We start from the raw sequence: 17940 nt of genomic DNA, 5'->3' as shown, positions 1-17940 counted from the left end.
GGCCGTTGTGGGTGGCTATCCGCCCCCGGCCTGTCGCGGTCGCACCATGAGCGCCTGCGCGCCGGTGGCCACCGGGCCGCCCGAGTCGTGCAGGATGCTGGTCGCGGTGCCGATGCCGTGCTTGCCGACCAGCGTGACCGCGTCGAGGCCGATCCACTCGCCCTCCGGCACCCGCCGCACGTGGACGGTCAGCTCGGAGTTGATGAACCACCACTTGCGCGGGTCGAGGAAGTTCGACACGCCGTTGCCGGAGTCGGCGACGGTGAACAGGCGCTGCAGCCCGCTCGGCTCCTCGCCGTCGACCAGCGGGACGCGCTGGCGGGCCCAGACGGCCGCCGGGCCGGGCACGTCCATGCCGCCGCGCACCGCCCGCCACTCCACCGCATCGAGGTAGCCGGCCTGCCAGCCCTCCGGCCACGGCGACTCGGTCACGGTGTCCGGTGCCGGCAGCAGCGGCCCGGCGTCGGTGGCGGCCTCGGCCGTGTCGGCCGTCGCGATGCGCCAGGCCGAAGCCCGCGCCACGACGCGGTCCGCGCTCGCCAGCTCGGCCTGCAGCAGCTCGACCGACCGGCCCGGCCGCTCGATCCGGGCCCGCACCATGAGCTCGGCGACCGGTGCCGGGCCGAGGATCTCGACGGTCACCCGCGCCAGCTCGGCCGGGTGCGCCGGTTCGACGTTTTCGAGAGCCCGCACCAGCAACGCCGACGGCGGCCCGAAGTGCTGCGAGTCCGAAGACCACGGCCCGGCCGTGTGCCCGGTCGCGGCGTAGCGGCCGTCGCCGAGGGGGACGTAGAACGCGTCGGCCATCAGTCGGCCCGGTCCAGCGGCGTCTCGTCGCCCGCGTCGGGCTCCGGCCAGCCGGGGTAGTCGGGCGGCGTGCCGCCGTACTCCGGGCAGTGCGCCTGGTGGTCGCACCAGTTGCACAGCTTGCTCTTGTTGGCCCGGAAGTCGCCGGTCTTGCCGGCCTTGAGGATGGCCTGCCAGATGGCTTCGAGGGTGCGTTCGAAGCGCACGAGCTCGGCCTCGTCCGGGGTGTAGGCGAGGGACTGGCCGTCGGTGAGGTACATGAGCTTGAGCTGGCGCGGGACGACGCCACGCAGCCGCCACAGCACGACGGCGTAGAACTTCATCTGGAACATCGCCTTCGCCTCGCCGATTTCGCGCGGGGCGGCGCCGGTCTTGTAGTCGACGACCCGGATTTCGCCGGTCGGCGCGACGTCGACGCGGTCGATGTAGCCGCGCAGCAGAACACCGGAGCCGAGCTCGATCTCGACGTGCAGCTCGCACGCCTCGGGTTCGAGCCGCCGCGGGTCCTCCAAGTCGAAGTAGGCGTCCAGCAGCTTTTCCGCCGACCGCAGCCAGTCCGCGTGGTCGTCGGGCTTCTCGCCGTCGAACAGCTCGGTCCACTCCGGACGGTCCGCGGACAGGTCCGTCCACGCCGGGCCGAGCAGCTCCCGCGCCTTCGGCGGGACGCGCTCGGCGGCCGGCAGCGCGAACAGCCGCTCCAGCACCGAGTGGACGAGCGTGCCGCGCAGCTGGGCCTTGGTCGGGACCTCCGGCAGCCGGTCGACCGCGCGGAATCGGTAGAGCAGCGGGCACTGCTTGAAGTCGCTGGCCCGGGACGGCGACAGCGCGGGCCGCCGCCGCACCTCGGTGGCGACGGCGGTGGCTGCTGGGGGATCCGTGGTGACGGTGTCGGCGTCGGGCATGGGCAGAGCGTAACGCCGGGGTCCGACAGTTCCGGCGACCGCAACGCCCGGCGCCCGGACCCGTCCGGACGGCACACGTCCGTGCGCGACACCACCGGGACCGGATCACCCGCTTCCCACACCTGGGGCTCTAGGCTCTCCGGCATGGCCGCGACCAGTGAACAGGGCACCGGGGGCACCCGGCAGGCCGTCCTCCCGGACGGCGGTCTCCAGCTGTTCCGGGTCGCCGGCGTCCCCGTGCTGCTGGCGCCGTCCTGGTGGATCGGATCGCTGATCGTCGTCGTGCTCTACGCACCGCTGGTCGGCCGGCTGCTCCCGGACGCGTCGACCTTGACGTCGTGGCTGCTGGCCGGCGCGTTCGCGCTGCTGCTGGGCCTATCGGTGCTCGCGCACGAGCTCGGGCACTGCGTCGCCGCGCTGCGGCTGGGGATCCCGGTCCGGCGGGTGCGCCTGTTCCTGCTCGGCGGGCTGTCCGAAGTGGCCCGCACGCCGAAGCGGCCGATCCACGAAGGCCTGGTCGCCGCGGCGGGCCCGGCGGTGTCGCTGCTGCTGGGCGGGTTCTGCGGCCTGCTGATGTTCGCCGTCCCGCCGGACGGCGCGGTCTGGATGCTCGTGGCCGAATGCGCGGTCGCGAACCTCGCGGTCGGCGTGTTCAACCTGCTGCCCGGCCTGCCCCTCGACGGCGGGCGGCTGGTCCGCGCCGGTGTCTGGGCGGCCACCGGGATCCGCGCCAAGGGCACGCGCGCCGCGGTCGCCGGCGGCGGGGTCGTGGCCGCGGGACTGCTCGTGTGGGCCCTGTGGGGCCTGGCGACCGGCAGCCCGGACCGGTGGCTGCGCCTGGGCGTCTGCGTCGTCACGGCGTGGTTCGTCATCCTCGGCGCGCGTTCCGAGCTCACCGCCGAGGCGCGCCGTACCTGGCCGGAAGGTCTGGACCTCGCCGAGCTGGTGCGGCCGGTGCTGCAGCTGCCCGCCGAAAGCCCGGTGTCGGACGCGCTCGCGGCGTCGGCGGGCCGGGGCGTGGTGCTCGTCCGCGCGGACGGCGTCGCGGCCGGCCTGCTCGACACCGGCGCGGCGGAGCGGCTCGCGGGCACCTCGCCGCACGCGCCCGCCGAGCTCGCGGCGGAGCCGATCCGCGCCGAAACCGTCCTGCTGGCCTCGGAACCGGGGGAGGACGTCGTCGAGCGGGTCCGCGAGACCGCGGCGTGGCAGTTCCTCGTCGTCGACGACGAGGGCCGCCCGGCGGGCGTGCTGCGCCGGGACGACCTGCGCGCCGCGCTGAACCGCCGTACCCGCTGAGGCCGCGCCCCGGACGGCCTGCGAAGATCTGTCGTCGGCCATTCGGGGTACAGGAGGAAGTGTTGTCGGTCAGCGGACCGTTTCGCGCGGGTGATCGGGTGCAGTTGACCGACTCGAAGGGGCGGCACTACACCTTGACGCTGGCCGACGGCGGGGAGTACCACACCCATCGCGGCGCGCTCGCCCACGACGACCTCATCGGCCGTCCCGAGGGCTCGGTGGTGGTGTCCGCGGGCGGGTCGACGTACCTGGCCCTGCGCCCGCTGCTGCCGGACTACATCCTGTCGATGCCCCGCGGCGCGCAAGTGATCTACCCGAAGGACGCCGCGCAGATCGTGATGTGGGGCGACATCTTCCCGGGCGCCCGCGTCCTCGAAGCCGGCGCCGGCTCGGGCGCGCTGACGTGCTCGCTGCTGCGCGCGGTCGGCTCCGAAGGGCACGTGAGCTCGTACGAGATCCGCGACGACCACGCCGTGCACGCCGAGCACAACGTCGTGAAGTTCTTCGGCGAGAAGCCGGCGAACTGGTCGCTCACCGTGGCGGACCTGGCGACCCACGAAGGCGAGGTCGACCGGGTCGTGCTGGACATGCTGGCCCCGTGGGACCAGCTGCCGAACGTCGCCGCGCACCTGGTGCCGGGCGGCGTGCTGACGGTCTACGTGGCGACGGTGACGCAGCTTTCCCGCGTCACGGAGTCGCTGCGCGAGCAGCAGTGCTGGACCGAGCCCGAATCGTGGGAAACGCTGATGCGGCCGTGGCACGTGGTGGGCCTCGCGGTGCGCCCGGACCACCGGATGGTCGCGCACACGGCGTTCCTGCTCACCGCCCGCCGGCTCGCGGACGGGACGGTTTCACCCCGCGTCTCCCGGCGGCCCTCGAAGGGCAAGGGCTAGCGAGCGAGGGTGTCGCCGAGCCGGAAGGCCGGGTTCGCGGCGGCAGCGGCCGTCGTGACCGTCCTGGTGGTGCTGTGCGTGTTCTTCGCGCCGGCCTGGCTCGTCGGCGCTTCGCCGGGGCTGGGGCCGGCGGATCGGCTGAAGGGCCGTCAACGACGTTCGTGCGACGCTGCTGCAGGCGCTGGGCGGCCTGCTCGCCCTGGCGGGTGTCGGCCTGGGTGCGCTCCTCACGTCCCGGCAGCTGCCGGCGCGGCCGAGCAGGGGCCGACGCGGCAAGGCGCGGTCGACGCGCTGGAGCAGCTGGCCGGCCTCGATCCCCGCTATCGCGGGCACATCCACGCGCTGCTGACGTCCTTCATCTGCGCCCGGGCACCGTGGGAACCCGAGGCAGCGGACCGCGAAGGCGGTCCGGCGGACGATGTCTCGGCCGCGATCGCGGCGCTGGACCGCGGCGGGATGATCGAGCCGGACGCGGCTTCCGAACTCGAGCGGGTCGACCTGCGGAACGCCGACCTGTCCGGCTTGGCGATACCGAAAGTCTGTTTCGCCGGGGCGAACCTGGCGGGCGCGGTGCTGCGGAAAGCGAACCTCACCGGCGCGACGCTGACCGGCACGATCCTGAGGGCCGCGGATCTGCGCGGCGCCGACCTCACGGGGCGGACCTGGCCGGCGCGGACCTCACCGGGGTCACGGCGGACGGCACCACCCGCTGGCCCGCCGGGTTCACCCCGCCCTCTTAGCCAGGAACGCACCAGCGGCCGGACTCCTTGTGCAGCGGGAAGGGCGTGTCCTTCGTGCCGCCCGGGGCCTCGACGTGCACCTTTGCCGTCGCTGACTCGCCGCGGACCTCCGGTGGCTCCTTCAAGGTCGCCGTCAGCGGGCCGGCCGCGTCCCACATCCGCTGCAGTCTCCCGAGCGCGTCCGCGGTCTGCGGACGGCACGTCAGCTTGCCGAACGCCGCCGAGTCGTGGGCCTTGATCGCGTCCACGATCGCGCGGGCCAGCACGTTCACCGCGGCGGTGTCGACCGCGCTCGGCGCCGCCGAGGCCGTGGTCCGGGGCGCCGGGGGCGGGCTGGACGGCGCGGGCGGGGCGCCGGACGGCGCGACGAGCAGCAGTCCGAGCACCACGCCCGCCCCGGCCACGCCGAGCAGCACGAGCCCGGCGGCGAGCGCGCGGTTCACCGAAGGCGCGGGCTCACGAGCCGTCCGCCTTCACGTTGGACAGGCACCACAAGCCGGATTCCTTCTGGGCCGACATCGTGCCGACCTTCGTCTTGGTGCCGTCCGTGGCCGAGTAGCGCACGGTGGACCTGTCCCCGGTGTCCTGCGGCGAGCCGGTCAGCTTGACCGTCACCTTCGGGATGTCGCCCGTGGTGCCTTCGAACACGCTCCGGCAGATCGTGTCGGCCAGCGCCTTCTCGTCACCCGCGTTGTAGGCGGCGATCGTCGTGTCGAACAGCTCCTGCGAGCTGCCCTTCCCGGACGGCGCGGGGCCGCTCGCGGGCTTGGTGCTCTTCGTCGAGGGGCTGGTCGGCGACGTGGCCCGGGGCTTCGACGCGGACGTCTTCGGCGCGGACGTCGGGGCCGCGGAGCTGCTGCTGGCGGGCGGCGCCGCGGTGTTGCCGTCGTCCCCGTTGGCCAGGACGGCCCACGTCACCCCGCCGGCGACGAGGACCACCGCGGCGGCCGCGATGCCGACGATGAGTCCGGTTTTCTTCTTCTTGGGCGGCGGTGCGTCACCGAAGCCGCCGCCTCCGTACGGGTCGTAACCGCCGAAGCCCGGCTGCTGCTGCGTCGGCTGGCCCCACTGGTCCTGCTGGGGCTGCTGCCCGTACTGGGGGTAGCCCTGCTGGGGCTGAGGGCCCGTCTGGGGCGGGTAACCGCCCTGCTGCGGCTGCCCGTACGGATCGGGCCGGCCGAACTGCTGGGTGCCGCCGTAGCCCGGCTGGGGCTGCGGTCCGCTCTGGGGGTAGCCGCCGGGCTGCTGGCCGTACGGCCCGGGCTGCTGCCCGTAGCCGCCGGGCTGCTGCCCGTAGCCGCCCGGTTGCTGCGGCGGGTAGGTCATGGGTGGTGCCCCCTAGCGTTCCTTCGACGGTGATCCGGCCTTCGAGGCGGCCGACGTCGGCCCGATGCTAGCCATCGCGCGACACCGCCGCGCGGTTAGGGCGGAACTGGCCCGAATCGTCATCTCCGGGCGGGGTTGGGCCGTCCCGGGCCCGGGTACTCCCGACGTGCTTGGTTCGTCCAGGCCCGGACAGACCCGCGACGCGCCGGGGCCACGGCACCGAAATGGCCTCTTGCGCTGCGGGAATGTCCGTGCTGGACCAGGTGAGGAAACCGCGACGCGCCGATCTTGTGATCCGGAAAGGCCTTTTCTTGTCGGTGATCGCCGGTACCGTGGAATGAAAAGCACTCCGAGGAGGTGCCCGATGCATCATGACCTTCCCGGAGGTCGGCGCGAGGAGGCCGACCCTTCAGCAACATCCGGAGCTGGGACGACGGCGGACGAGCAGGCTCGGCAGATCCGTTTTCTCGAAGAGGAAGTGGCGCTGCTGCGCCGCAAACTGACCGACTCGCCACGGCAGAACCGCGTTCTCGAACAGCGGCTCGCCGAGGCCTCGGAAAGGGTGAGCCAGCTCACCGAACGCAACACCAAACTGGTCGAAACCCTGCGTGAAGCGCGAGGACAGCTCCTCGCGCTGCGTGAGGAGGTCGACCGGCTGGCCCAGCCGCCGTCCGGCTACGGCGTCTTCGTCGAGGCGTACGAGGACAACACCGTGGACGTCTTCACGGCGGGCCGCAAGATGCGGGTGTCGGTGTCGCCCGCGGTCGAGCTCTCTTCGTTGCGACGCGGCCAGGCGCTGCGGCTCAACGAGGCGCTCACCGTGGTCGAGGCCGGCGGCTTCGAACGCACCGGCGAGGTGTGCGCGTTGCGTGAGGTGCTCGCCGCCGACGTCGAGGGCGGCAGCCTTCGCGCGCTGGTGGTCGGGCACGCGGACGAGGAGCGGGTGGTCCTGCTCTCCGACCTGCTGGCCGAGCAGCCGCTCAAGCCGGGCGACTCGCTGCTGGTCGACTCCAAGGCCGGTTACGCGTACGAGCGCGTGCCGAAGGCGGAGGTCGAGGACCTGGTGCTGGAGGAGGTGCCCGACGTCCGCTACGAGGACATCGGTGGCCTCACCCGGCAGATCGAGCAGATCCGCGACGCGGTGGAACTGCCGTTCCTGCACGCCGACCTGTACCAGGAGTACCAGCTGCGCCCGCCCAAGGGCGTCCTGCTCTACGGCCCGCCGGGCTGCGGCAAGACGCTCATCGCGAAGGCGGTCGCGAACTCGCTGGCCAAGAAGGTGGCCGAAGCCCGGGGCGACGCGGCGGACGGGAAGTCCTACTTCCTGAACATCAAGGGTCCCGAGCTGCTCAACAAGTTCGTCGGGGAGACCGAGCGGCACATCCGCCTGATCTTCCAGCGGGCGCGGGAGAAGGCCTCCGAAGGCACCCCGGTGATCGTGTTCTTCGACGAGATGGACTCGATCTTCCGGACCCGTGGGTCGGGCGTTTCGTCCGACGTCGAGACCACGATCGTGCCGCAGCTGCTGTCGGAGATCGACGGTGTCGAAGGCCTGGAGAACGTCATCGTCATCGGCGCCTCCAACCGCGAGGACATGATCGACCCGGCGATCCTGCGGCCGGGCCGGCTCGACGTCAAGATCAAGATCGAGCGTCCGGACGCCGAAGGCGCGAAGGACATCTTCTCCAAGTACCTGGCCGAAGGCCTGCCGATCCACGCGGACGACCTCGCCGAGTTCGGCGGCGACGCCAAGGCGACGTTCGACGCGATGATCCAGCACACCGTCGAGCGGATGTACGAGGAGAGCGACGAGAACCGGTTCCTCGAGGTGACCTACGCCAACGGGGACAAGGAAGTCCTGTACTTCCGCGACTTCAACTCGGGCGCGATGATCCAGAACATCGTGGACCGGGCGAAGAAGTCGGCGATCAAGTCGGTGCTGGAGACCAAGCAGCCGGGTCTCCGCGTGCAGCACCTGCTCGACGCGATCGTCGACGAGTTCGCGGAGAACGAGGACCTCCCGAACACCACCAACCCGGACGACTGGGCCCGGATCTCCGGCAAGAAGGGCGAGCGGATCGTCTACATCCGCACGCTCGTCACCGGCAAGAACCAGGACTCGGGGCGGGCGATCGACACCGCCACGAACACCGGTCAGTACCTGTAGTCCCGGCGCGCGATGGGGCGGTCGCTTCGGCGGCCGCCCCATCGGCGTGTCTAACGGCTCACGAGCGCGGGTTCGGGCTTGCGTCGCCGCAGGCGTCCGTGGGCGGCGAGGATGCCGACCACGATGAGGACCGCGCCGGCCGGCTGGTTCCAGCTCACCGGCTCGCCGAGGACCAGCACGCCGAGCAGCACCCCGACCACCGGTGTGAGGTAGGTCACCGCCGAGGCGTTGGCCGCACCCCAGGCCGCGATGATCCGGACGTTCCAGACGTAGGCGATCCCCGTGCCGAAGACGCCGAGCGCCACCATGCTCGCCACCACCGCGAGGTTCAGGTGCACCGGCGTGGTGGCGATCGCGGGCGCCAGCAGGGCGAGCAGGACCGTCGCCGACCCGGTCTGACCGAACGCGACGACGACCGGGTCCACGCCACGCGGAGAGACGAACCGGCGCATGTAGACGAAGCACGCGCCGTAACACGTGGTAGCGCCCAAGCACGCGAGCTGCGCCGTCAGCTGGTGCGAGACGTCGACGCCGTGCCACACCCCGACGATCGTGAGCACGCCGAGGAACCCGAGCGACAGGCCGAGCACCCGCGGCGGCGTGAACCGCTCTTCGGGCAGGGCCGCGGCGGCCAGCAGCATCGTGACGAGCGGCGTCGTCGCGTTGAAGATGCTGGCCAGACCGGACGAAATGTACTGTTCCGCCCACGAGAACAGCAGGAACGGCACCACGCACAGCAGCACCGAAACGACCGCGAGGTGACCCCACAGCCCGGGATCCCGGGGGAGCGGCCGCCGGCGCGCGACCAGCACGACGGCCAGCGCGAGCGCGCCCAGCGCGACCCGCGCGAGCGCGATCTGCGCGGGGGAGAGCCCGGCCAGGCCCACCTTGATGAACAGGAAACTCGCACCCCACACGACGGCCAGCAGCGCGAACCGCACCGTGACCCCGAAACCCGCCGCACCGAACCGCATGGGCGCAGTCAAGCCGGGACGACCGCGGTGGGGCCAGCGGTTTTCGGACGTCTCAATCCGTATAACGACCTATACGCACCGGGGTAGGATGCCGCTCATGGCGCTGGGGGACGACGGATGGCAGCGAGCGGTCGCGCACATCGCGAGCCGCGTGACCGGGCCGCCGCTGCCCGAAGACCTGGACGTCACCGTCCACTTCCACCCGGACCGCCTGGTGGGGGAGGTGCCGTTGCTGCGGCACTTCGGCACGGACGGCGTCTACCGGTCGCAGTTCGAGACGGGCACGAGCAACGGCGGCCTCACCGCGCACGCCGGGGGAGACCGCCGGCGCTGGGAGAGCCGCATGTTCGGCGGTGTCTACGACGACCTGCCGCCGGCCGCCCGGCCCAAGTACGGCTCGCTCAACTACCGCCGCCGCCCGGCGGGCGGTTCGGTCCGGTTCGGCTCGTCCCACCTGGTGCTGAAGCGGGAAGTGCTGGCGCGGACGACGTTCTGCTACCCGGACAGCTTCGGCGAGCCGGAGGACTTCGGCACCGCGGCGCACATGCCGTTGCTGCGCCTGGCCGAAGCGGACGTCCAGGACGAGCTCGACGACCACATCGAGGCCCACGTCCACGGCCCGCTCCGGCTGGCGGCCGACGTCGAGGCGCTCGTCCTGGACCCGGCGTTCCGCGGCACCGACGTCGAGGCTGCGGCCGCCGGGCTGCCGTTTCCCACCCGCTGGCACCACGGGTTCAGCCTGCCCGTCGAGGTGCTGGCCGAGCACGCGGACTACCGCGGCGAGGACGTCGTGCGGGCGGGCAAGGAGATCGCCGAAGACGGCCTCCTCGACGCCCGGGTCATCGGCGACGCCGTCCGCGCCGGCCGGCACGATCCGCAGGTGCTCAAGCGCGTCTGGCACTGCACCGCCCGGTTCGGCCTACGCGGCGACCGGTAGCAGTGCCTCGGCCAGCCGGCGCCAGTGCGGCATCGCCGACCCGCCCGGCTCGATGCCGATGACCTGGATGCCCACGTGGTCGGCGCCCGCGTCGAGGTGCGCGCCCAGCTTCGCGGTGATCGTCTCGAGGTCGCCCCAGAACACCAGGTCGTCGACGATCCGGTCGGCCGCGCCGTCGATCTCCTCCTGGGTGTAGCCGAGCCGCCGGAACTTCGCGATGTTGTACGGCTGCGTGAGGTACGGGTGCAGGTGCTCGCGGGCGGTCTCGCGCGCCTTGGCCGGGTCGGTCTCGAACAGCACCGCGTGCTCGACGCCGAGGAACGGGCCGTCGCCGAGGATCTCCCGCGCCTGGGCCGTGTGCTCGGGCGTGACGTGGTAGGTGTGCGCGCCCGCCGCGTGGTCGCGGGCCAGTTCCAGCATCTTGGGGCCGTACGCGGCCAGCAGCCGCCGCATGGGGGACCGCGGCGCGGGGTTGGCGTTCGTGACGGCGTCCATGGCGTCGAGGTAGTCGCGCACCGCTTGCCGGGGCTTCGGGCCGGGGACCCCGCCGAAGCCGAGGCCGAGCAGGTGGCGGTCCGGGTAGGCGTCGGCGAGCAGCAGGGCCGCGCCCCGCGTCCAGCGCGGCTCCCGCGACCCGATCTGCGCGATGCCGTTGACGACGGTCAGGTTCTCCGTGGCCGCCAGCAGGAAACCGGCGTGGGTGAGCGCTTCGCGGCCGTCGGTCTCCGGGATCCAGAGCGCCGGCCAGCCGAGTTCTTCCAGTTCCCGTGCGGATTCCCGGATCAGGCTCGCCGGCCGGCTCTCGAAGTCGAACGTCCAGATCCCGTAGCGGCCGAGCCGCATCCCCTCGATGGTGGTCATGGATCGAAGTATCGCAGAACAACGATTTGAGTCAACCCGGTCAGGGGTGGAGGCGTGTCGCCGCGGCCAGGTTCGCGTATAACGACCTATACTCACTGGCCGTGAGCGAAGAAACGCACCGGCCCCGCGCGCCCATCACCGAGTCCGACGTCCTGGCCTGGCTGGAGACGACGGCGGCCGCCGTCCAGGCGGGGGAGGTGGGTGCCCAGGAGCTCATCGACATCCTCGGCGAGCTCCGCCGCGCCTCGGCGGCCTGCGCCGACGCCTCCGACTGGGCACTGCTCGCCGCGCGCGAGGGCGGCGCGAGCCTGCGCCAGATCGCGCCGGTCTTCGGCAAGGGCTACGTCCGGGCCCCGGCCGCGCGCCTGGAGAAGCTGCACCGGCAGGCGCAGAACTCCGACCAGTGGCTGGCCATCCTCCGGCACAAGCAGACGGCGTGAGGGCACCCGTGGACCGCATCGCGCTCGGCCTGGCGGCGCTGGGCCGTCCCGCCTACATCAACCTCGGCCGCGACGGCGCCCTCCCGCCGGTGCGGGACGTGGATTCCATGCGGGCCGCGACGTTCGCGGTCCTCGACGACGCCTACGCCGCGGGCGTGCGGCACGTCGACGTCGCCCGGTCGTACGGGCGCTCGGAGGAGTTCCTGGCCGGCTGGCTCGCCGAACGCGGGCACGCCGACGTCGAGGTGTCCAGCAAGTGGGGCTACGCCTACGTCGGGGACTGGCGGCTCGACGCCGACGTGCACGAGGTCAAGGAGCACTCGGCGGCGCGGTTCGCGACGCAGTGGGCGGAAACCCTGACGCTGCTGGGGGATCGGGTCGGTCTCTACCAGGTCCATTCGCTCACTGTGGACAGTCCGCTGTTCACCGACGAGCCGCTGATCGAGGCGCTGGCCGAGCTTTCCGCGAACGGCGTCGCGGTCGGGTTCTCGACGTCCGGGCCGGCGCAGGCGGCCGCGATCGAGCGGGCGTTCGCGCTGGAAGTGGCCGGGCGGCCGGTGTTTTCCGCGGTGCAGTCGACGTGGAACGTCCTCGAGCAGTCGGCCGGCCCGGCCCTCGCCGCGGCGCACGCGGCCGGAAAACGCGTGCTGGTCAAGGAAACCCTCGCCAACGGCAGGCTCGCCGTGCAGGCGCCGAAGACCGTGCTCGACATCGCGTCCGCGCACGGGAGCGGCCCGGACGCCGTCGCGGTCGCCGCGGTGCTCGCCCAGGACTGGGTGGACACCGCCGTCATCGGCCCCGCCAGCCCGGGTCAGCTGGAAGCGAACCTGCGCGCCACGACGCTGGAGCTGGGCGCCGCCGACCGGGACGCGCTGGCCGGGCTCGCCGAGGACCCCGGTGCCTACTGGCGACACCGGTCCTCCTTGGCGTGGGACTGAACGGCTGCACTACCCTTCGCTGGCACGCCACGGACGACAGGAGGCCGGAGCAGGTGCGTCATCGGCAGGCGATCGCGTTGACCGCGGTGGCGTTGGTGGGTCTCACGGGCTGCGACGGGCCCGATCCGAACAACCTGGAGACGTACTACGACGATCCGGTCCCCACGTCCTCGGCCGCACCCGCGGCACCGAAGACGTCGGAAGTCCCGGTGAGCCCGGCCAAGGCGACCCCGGCGCAGCCCGATCTCGGCGGGCTCGCGCAGCGGGCGCTGCTTTCCGACGCGGACGTGGCCGGGGAAGGCGTGCAGCCGGGCCCGGGTGAGGCTTCGGGCTGCCTGGCGGACGGGCCGTCAGCGGGCAGCTGGACCGCGTCCTGGCGCTACCCCAGCGGGTCGGAGCTGAGCCACCGCGTCGTGGTGTTCCCGGACCGGTCTGCCGCCCGGGCCGTCGCGGAAAACGAGTGCGCGGGCAAGACGGTGAGCGTCCCCGTCCAGCCCGGCGTCGAGCGGCAGCAGGCCTGGAGCGACGGCAAGACCTGCACGGTGCTGCTGGCCAAGGGGATGCTCGTGTCCGAGCTGACGGTCGCGGCGAGCACCGGGGCCCGCGCGGTGGACGCGGCCAAGCGCCTGCTGCCCGCGATGGCGGCGAAGCTGACCGCTCAGCCGTAGCGGCGGAACCACTCCTGGACGCCTTCGCGGCCGTCGGGGATGAAGGGCAGCTCGGGTGCCGGGTCCTCGACCCAGGCGCGGAGGTCCTCCAGCGGGATCCAACGGCCTTCGACGATCTCTTCGGCCTGGTGGCGGATCGGGCCGTCCCAGCGGACTTCGAACGCGAAGTTGTGGCAGCGGTTGCGGCCGTCGTCGTAGACCTTGGTGAACAGCGGGACGGGTTCCACCCCCTGGACGCCGAGCTCTTCGGCCAGTTCGCGACTGGCGCACTCGGCCGGGGTTTCGCCCGCGGCGACCACGCCGCCGGCCCAGCAGTCCCAGGTCGAGGGCCACACGTCCTTCACCGCGGTGCGCAGGTGCACGTAGACGGCCTTTCCGTCACCCGAACGGACCAGCACGACGCCGGCGGCGTGCCACAGCGCCTCCGCGCGGACCCGCGAGCGGGTGGTCGTGCCGACGACCGAGCCGGCCTGGTCATAGAGCGCAACGAGTTCGTCACTGCCTGGCATGGGTGCATCGTTCCACTAGGACGACCCCGTAGGGTGGTGGACATGCGGCGGATCATGGGAACCGAAGTCGAGTACGGCATCTCCGTGCCGGGCGACGCGACGGCGAACCCGGTACTCACCTCGACCCAGGTCGTGCTGGCCTACGCGGCCGCGGCCGACATCCCGCGCGCCCGGCGGGCGCGGTGGGACTACGAGGTGGAGTCGCCGCTGCGCGACGCGCGCGGGTTCGACCTGACCGGGCCCGGCGGGCCGGGGCACGACCCGGACGTCGAGGACCTCGGCGCGGCGAACGTCATCCTGACCAACGGCGCGCGGCTGTACGTCGACCACGCGCACCCGGAGTACTCAGCGCCGGAGGTGACGAACGCGCGCGACGCCGTCATCTGGGACAAGGCGGGGGAGCGGGTGATGGAGGAGGCCGCGCTCAAGGCGGCGTCCGTGCCCGGCCAGCCCCAGCTGCAGCTGTACAAGAACAACGTCGACGGCAAGGGCGCGAGCTACGGCACGCACGAGAACTACCTGTGCGCGCGCTCGACGCCGTTCACCGCGATCATCGCCGGGCTGACGCCGTTCTTCGTGTCGCGGCAGGTCGTGACCGGCTCGGGCCGGGTCGGGATCGGCCAGCAGAGCGAAGAGGCCGGGTTCCAGCTCTCCCAGCGTGCGGACTACATCGAGGTCGAGGTCGGCCTGGAGACGACGCTGAAGCGCGGGATCATCAACACCCGCGACGAGCCGCACGCGGACGCGGACAAGTACCGGCGGCTGCACGTCATCATCGGTGACGCGAACATGTCGGAGTACTCGACGTACCTGAAGGTCGGCACGACGGCGCTGGTGCTGGACCTGATCGAGTCGGGCATCCGGTTCGACGACCTGAAGCTCGACGAGCCGGTCAAGGCGGTGCACCAGATCAGCCACGACCCGACGCTGAAGACGCAGGTCGCGCTGGCGAACGGGAAGAAGTACACCGGGCTGGACCTGCAGTTCGCCTACCACGAGATCGCTTCGCAGAACCTGGAGCGCACCGGCGCGGACGAGGCGTCCAAGGAGGTCTTGCGGGTCTGGGGCGAGGTCCTGGACGCGCTGGCCCGCGACCCGCAGGAGTGCGCGGACCGGCTGGACTGGCCGGCCAAGCTGCGGCTGCTGGAGGGCTACCGGCAGCGGGACCAGCTGGCCTGGGGCGCGCCGCGGCTGCGCCTGGTGGACCTGCAGTACTCGGACGTGCGGCTGGCGAAGGGCCTGTACAACCGGCTCGTGACGCGCGGGTCGATGAAGCGGCTGGTGACGGAGGAAGAGGTGCTGGCCGCGGTGACGACGCCGCCGTCGGACACGCGGGCCTACTTCCGGGGCCGGGCGCTGGAGAAGTACGCGACGTCGATCGCGGCGGCTTCGTGGGATTCGGTCATCTTCGACGTCGGCAAGGAGTCGCTGGTGCGGATCCCGACCCTGGAGCCGTTGCGGGGCACGAAGGCCCACGTCGGCAAGCTGCTCGACGAGTCGGCGACGGCGGAGGACCTGGTGGAGGCGCTCACCGGTTCGGACTAGGCGTGACGCACCAGCGATCGCGGCGTTGCCCCGAATGTCGGGGCCGCTGGGTAGGCTAGGAAACATCAGCCAGACCGGGAGGCGAGATGGCCCAGGAAAAGATCGAAAAGCACGGCGGTGGTGACTCCGACGAGGAGTTCGACGACACCGGCGCGGCGGGTCAGGAGCGGCGCGAGAAGCTCGGCGAGGACGTGGACACGATCCTGGACGAGATCGACGACGTGCTCGAAGAGAACGCCGAGGACTTCGTCCGGGCCTACGTGCAGAAGGGCGGCGAGTAAGCCGCTCGGGCGCCGCGCCCTTGCCGACCGTTCAGCCGGCGGCCGGGGCTCCGCGTGACGGCTGGCCGCACGCGGGGCTTCGGCCCGCACAGATGGGATTTTTGAGCACGTATGGACAACACCAGGGGCATCTCGGGTCCCGCGCTGCCGGCCGCGTACTTCTCGTCGGCGACGTCGTCGTTTTCGGACTTCCTGCGCGAGCAGGCGCCTGAGCTGCTCCCCCAGCGGAAGGTGTCGCCGGGCGTGGCGGAGCTGGGTGTGCCGCACGGGACGACGATCGTCGCCTGCACCTTCGCGAGCGGGGTGCTGATCGCGGGTGACCGGCGGGCGACGTCGGGGAACCTGATCGCGAGCCGGGACATCGAGAAGGTGCACGTCACCGACGAGTACTCGGCCGTGGGCATCGCGGGCACGGCGGGGCTGGCCGTGGAGATGGTGCGGCTGTACGCCGTGGAGCTCGCGCACTACGAGAAGATCGAGGGCGTTTCGCTGTCGCTGGACGGCAAGACGAACAAGCTGGCCGGGATGGTCAAGGGCAACCTCGAGATGGCGATGGCCGGGCTGGCGGCCATCCCGCTGTTCGTGGGGTACGACCTGGAGGCCGAGGACGCCAAGCACGCCGGGCGGATCGTCTCGTACGACGCCGCGGGCGGGCGCTACGAGGAGAACGGCGGCTACGCGGGCATCGGCTCGGGTTCGCTGTTCGCGAAGTCCGCGCTGAAGAAGCTGCACGACCCGGACGCCGACGCCGAGGGCGCGATCCGCGTCGCGGTCGAGGCGCTGTACGACGCGGCCGACGACGACACCGCGTCGGGCGGGCCGGACCTGGTGCGGCGGATCTTCCCGAGCGTCGTGACGATCACCGCCGAGCACGGGGCCGTGCAGCTGCCCGAGTCGGAGACCGCCGCGGTCGCGGAAGCCGTCGTGGCGGGGCGGATCGAACGCCAGCAGCGCCGGCTTTCCTGACGCGGGCGGAGAACCAGTGAACGTGGAACCACCGGAAGACCTGGAGCGCACACCGTGACGATGCCGTTGTATGCCTCTCCCGAGCAGCTGATGCGGGAGCGTTCCGAGCTGGCGCGCAAGGGCATCGCGCGCGGCCGGAGCGTCGTGGTGCTGAAGTACGCGGGCGGCGTGCTGTTCGTGGCGGAGAACCCCTCGGCCACGCTGCACAAGGTGTCCGAGATCTACGACCGGATCGGCTTCGCCGCGGTCGGGCGCTACAGCGAGTTCGAGAACCTGCGCGTGGCGGGCATCCGGCACGCGGACCTGAAGGGCTACCAGTACGACCGGCGTGACGTGAGCGCGCGGGCGCTGGCGAACGCGTACGCGGCGACCCTGGGCAGCATCTTCACCGAGCAGCTGAAGCCGTTCGAGGTGGAGGTCTGCGTGGCGGAGGTCGGGGCGAGCTCGGCGGAAGACCAGCTGTACCGGCTGACCTACGACGGGTCGATCTTCGACGAGCCGCAGTACATCGTGATGGGCGGCCAGAACGAGAAGATCGCGGCGAAGCTGAAGGAGACGTTCGAGGACGGCCTGGACCTGCAGGCGGCCTTGGGTGTGGCGGTGGCCGCGCTGCGGACGCCGGCCCAGCCGTCGACGTCCTCGACGGCGTCGTCGAGCTCCTCGGCGTCCTCGGCCGCGTCGTCCGCTTCGGCGAACGGCAACGGCGAGGCCGACCCGATCAAGCTGGAGGTGGCGGTGCTGGACCGCGACCGCCCGCGGCGGTCGTTCCGCCGCCTGACGGGCACGGCGCTGGACTCGCTGCTGCCGGTGCCGGACCCGGTGGGCGAGGAGCCGGAGAGCAAGCCGGAAGGCGAGTAAGAAACTCACGAAAGCGGGGGCGTCGCCCCCGCTTTCGTCATGCGGGCCGCCGGGCGATGGCGAGCAGGTGCGCGCTCGCGTGGATGAGCAGCGGGTCCTGTTCGACGATTCTCGCCGCCCGCACCGCGGCTTCGACGCGGTGCGGGAACTCCGTCAGGCCTGCTTCGTCCAGTGCGGGCCAGGAAGGTCCTTCGACCCCGAAGACGGCGGTGCCGGTGAAGCCCGCCGCGGTCACTTCGTCGCGGAGTTCGGCCGCGGTGTGCCAGTGGGTGGGGACGAAGCCGACATGACCGTCGTACGCGCCGGTCTCCACGACGGCGCGGACCGGCTCGGCGAGCGCGTCGGTCAAGGTGCCCGCGGCGCCGGCCTCCAGCACGGACAGGTAGCGGCTGATGCCCGCCGCCGCGAGGAGACCGCCCGGGCGCAGGACCCGCCACGCCTCGGACAGCGCGCGAGCGCGGCCCGCCGGCTCGACGAGGTGGTACAGCGGACCCAGGAGCAGAACCACGTCTTGCGACGCGTTCCCGGCGGTGAGGTCCCGGGCATCGCCGGCTTCGGCGGTGACGCCGGGCAGCGCCGCCGCTTCGGCGACGTGGGCGGGCACGACGTCGACCAGGTGCACCCGATGCCCGTCGGCGGCCAGCCAGGCCGCGTGGACGCCCGTGCCGCCCCCGACGTCGAGCACCTGGGAACGCAAGGGCAGGAAGCGCCGCAGCAGTTCCCGCGTCCGCAGGAACTCGAGCCTGCCGTGCGGGGTGCGAGCCAGGCGGGAGTCTTCGGCCGGGCCGGTCAGGTAGTGCGTCTCGAGGTCCATGCCCCAGGGTCTCGGACG

General features: G+C 72.2%; 19 protein-coding genes and 1 pseudogene. 12 read left to right on the top strand and 8 right to left on the bottom strand.

Annotated elements, in window-relative coordinates; genetic code table 11:
• Positions 1 to 15 precede the first annotated feature (15 nt).
• Together ACIRSS_RS45680 and ACIRSS_RS45675 are read right to left on the bottom strand one after the other, a co-directional pair.
• Positions 16 to 807, bottom strand: coding sequence for a thioesterase family protein (locus ACIRSS_RS45680; RefSeq protein WP_400907355.1), 792 nt, complete (start codon positions 805 to 807; stop codon positions 16 to 18).
• Positions 807 to 1709, bottom strand: coding sequence for a RecB family exonuclease (locus ACIRSS_RS45675; protein ID WP_400907352.1), 903 nt, complete (start codon positions 1707 to 1709; stop codon positions 807 to 809). Before ACIRSS_RS45675 ends, ACIRSS_RS45680 begins: the two co-directional genes overlap by 1 nt.
• 144 nt (positions 1710 to 1853) lie before the next feature.
• Between ACIRSS_RS45675 and ACIRSS_RS45670 the strand changes: the two genes are divergently transcribed.
• The 3 genes and pseudogenes from ACIRSS_RS45670 to ACIRSS_RS45660 all read left to right on the top strand — a co-directional run.
• Positions 1854 to 3005, top strand: coding sequence for a site-2 protease family protein (locus ACIRSS_RS45670; RefSeq protein ID WP_400907349.1), 1152 nt, complete (start codon positions 1854 to 1856; stop codon positions 3003 to 3005).
• Between the two features lie 62 nt (positions 3006 to 3067).
• Positions 3068 to 3898: a tRNA (adenine-N1)-methyltransferase gene (locus ACIRSS_RS45665; RefSeq protein WP_400907346.1), complete on the top strand. Its 831-nt coding sequence runs from the start codon at positions 3068 to 3070 to the stop codon at positions 3896 to 3898.
• Between the two features lie 456 nt (positions 3899 to 4354).
• Positions 4355 to 4501, top strand: a pseudogene (locus tag ACIRSS_RS45660) (pentapeptide repeat-containing protein); the annotation flags it as partial.
• 133 nt (positions 4502 to 4634) lie between these two features.
• Here the strand turns inward: ACIRSS_RS45660 and ACIRSS_RS45655 are convergent.
• Both ACIRSS_RS45655 and ACIRSS_RS45650 read right to left on the bottom strand, forming a co-directional pair.
• The gene (locus tag ACIRSS_RS45655) at positions 4635 to 5081 is read right to left on the bottom strand and encodes a hypothetical protein (protein ID WP_400907344.1); all 447 of its coding nucleotides are present in this window, start codon (positions 5079 to 5081) and stop codon (positions 4635 to 4637) included.
• 13 nt (positions 5082 to 5094) lie between these two features.
• A complete protein-coding gene (locus tag ACIRSS_RS45650) occupies positions 5095 to 5964 on the bottom strand; it encodes a hypothetical protein (RefSeq protein ID WP_400907341.1) in 870 nt (289 codons plus the stop codon).
• 364 nt (positions 5965 to 6328) lie between these two features.
• Here ACIRSS_RS45650 and arc point away from each other — a divergent pair, with 364 nt between their 5' ends.
• A complete protein-coding gene (gene arc / locus ACIRSS_RS45645; protein ID WP_093946816.1) occupies positions 6329 to 8131 on the top strand; it encodes a proteasome ATPase in 1803 nt (600 codons plus the stop codon).
• A gap of 50 nt (positions 8132 to 8181) precedes the next feature.
• On the opposite strand, the gene ACIRSS_RS45640 is transcribed toward arc, so the two are convergent.
• Entirely contained in the window at positions 8182 to 9105 is a 924-nt protein-coding gene (locus tag ACIRSS_RS45640; protein WP_400907338.1) for a DMT family transporter, read from the bottom strand.
• Between the two features lie 97 nt (positions 9106 to 9202).
• Here ACIRSS_RS45640 and ACIRSS_RS45635 point away from each other — a divergent pair, with 97 nt between their 5' ends.
• Positions 9203 to 10042, top strand: coding sequence for a DUF3626 domain-containing protein (locus ACIRSS_RS45635; protein WP_400907335.1), 840 nt, complete (start codon positions 9203 to 9205; stop codon positions 10040 to 10042).
• Here the strand turns inward: ACIRSS_RS45635 and ACIRSS_RS45630 are convergent.
• Positions 10025 to 10903 (bottom strand): TIGR03620 family F420-dependent LLM class oxidoreductase, encoded by an 879-nt coding sequence (locus ACIRSS_RS45630; protein WP_400907332.1) that lies wholly within the window; start codon positions 10901 to 10903, stop codon positions 10025 to 10027. The genes ACIRSS_RS45635 and ACIRSS_RS45630 overlap by 18 nt on opposite strands.
• 101 nt (positions 10904 to 11004) lie before the next feature.
• Here ACIRSS_RS45630 and ACIRSS_RS45625 point away from each other — a divergent pair, with 101 nt between their 5' ends.
• Genes ACIRSS_RS45625 through ACIRSS_RS45615 form a run of 3 tightly spaced genes read left to right on the top strand, consistent with a single transcriptional unit; the run spans position 11005 to position 12949 of the window.
• Positions 11005 to 11343: a hypothetical protein gene (locus ACIRSS_RS45625; RefSeq protein ID WP_400873441.1), complete on the top strand. Its 339-nt coding sequence runs from the start codon at positions 11005 to 11007 to the stop codon at positions 11341 to 11343.
• Positions 11340 to 12281 (top strand): aldo/keto reductase, encoded by a 942-nt coding sequence (locus tag ACIRSS_RS45620; RefSeq protein WP_400907329.1) that lies wholly within the window; start codon positions 11340 to 11342, stop codon positions 12279 to 12281. The genes ACIRSS_RS45625 and ACIRSS_RS45620 overlap by 4 nt, the downstream gene beginning before the upstream one ends.
• Before the next feature lie 53 nt (positions 12282 to 12334).
• On the top strand, positions 12335 to 12949 hold the full coding sequence (locus tag ACIRSS_RS45615) for a hypothetical protein (RefSeq protein ID WP_400907327.1): 615 nt from the start codon (positions 12335 to 12337) through the stop codon (positions 12947 to 12949).
• Here the strand turns inward: ACIRSS_RS45615 and ACIRSS_RS45610 are convergent.
• Positions 12940 to 13458 (bottom strand): NUDIX domain-containing protein, encoded by a 519-nt coding sequence (locus ACIRSS_RS45610; RefSeq protein ID WP_400907324.1) that lies wholly within the window; start codon positions 13456 to 13458, stop codon positions 12940 to 12942. The genes ACIRSS_RS45615 and ACIRSS_RS45610 overlap by 10 nt on opposite strands.
• A gap of 42 nt (positions 13459 to 13500) precedes the next feature.
• On the opposite strand from ACIRSS_RS45610, the gene dop reads away from it, so the two are divergent.
• The 4 genes from dop to prcA all read left to right on the top strand — a co-directional run bounded on the left by dop (position 13501) and on the right by prcA (position 17108).
• Positions 13501 to 15003, top strand: coding sequence for a depupylase/deamidase Dop (gene dop / locus ACIRSS_RS45605; RefSeq protein WP_400907321.1), 1503 nt, complete (start codon positions 13501 to 13503; stop codon positions 15001 to 15003).
• Positions 15004 to 15089: 86 nt separating this feature from the next.
• On the top strand, positions 15090 to 15284 hold the full coding sequence (locus tag ACIRSS_RS45600; RefSeq protein ID WP_013226725.1) for a ubiquitin-like protein Pup: 195 nt from the start codon (positions 15090 to 15092) through the stop codon (positions 15282 to 15284).
• Between the two features lie 111 nt (positions 15285 to 15395).
• A complete protein-coding gene (gene prcB, locus ACIRSS_RS45595) occupies positions 15396 to 16250 on the top strand; it encodes a proteasome subunit beta (protein WP_400907318.1) in 855 nt (284 codons plus the stop codon).
• 54 nt (positions 16251 to 16304) lie between these two features.
• Positions 16305 to 17108: a proteasome subunit alpha gene (prcA, locus tag ACIRSS_RS45590; protein WP_400907316.1), complete on the top strand. Its 804-nt coding sequence runs from the start codon at positions 16305 to 16307 to the stop codon at positions 17106 to 17108.
• Between the two features lie 37 nt (positions 17109 to 17145).
• Here the strand turns inward: prcA and ACIRSS_RS45585 are convergent, their stop codons facing one another.
• Positions 17146 to 17922 carry a class I SAM-dependent methyltransferase gene (locus tag ACIRSS_RS45585; RefSeq protein WP_400907313.1) on the bottom strand — a complete coding sequence of 259 codons (777 nt, stop codon included), beginning with the start codon at positions 17920 to 17922 and terminating at the stop codon, positions 17146 to 17148.
• Between the last annotated feature and the right edge of the window lie 18 nt (positions 17923 to 17940).

The sequence above is a fragment of the Amycolatopsis sp. NPDC101161 genome (assembly GCF_044768185.1).
In the GTDB taxonomy this organism is placed as follows: Bacteria; Actinomycetota; Actinomycetes; order Mycobacteriales; family Pseudonocardiaceae; genus Amycolatopsis.
This window is presented reverse-complemented; position numbering and strand designations above follow the sequence as displayed.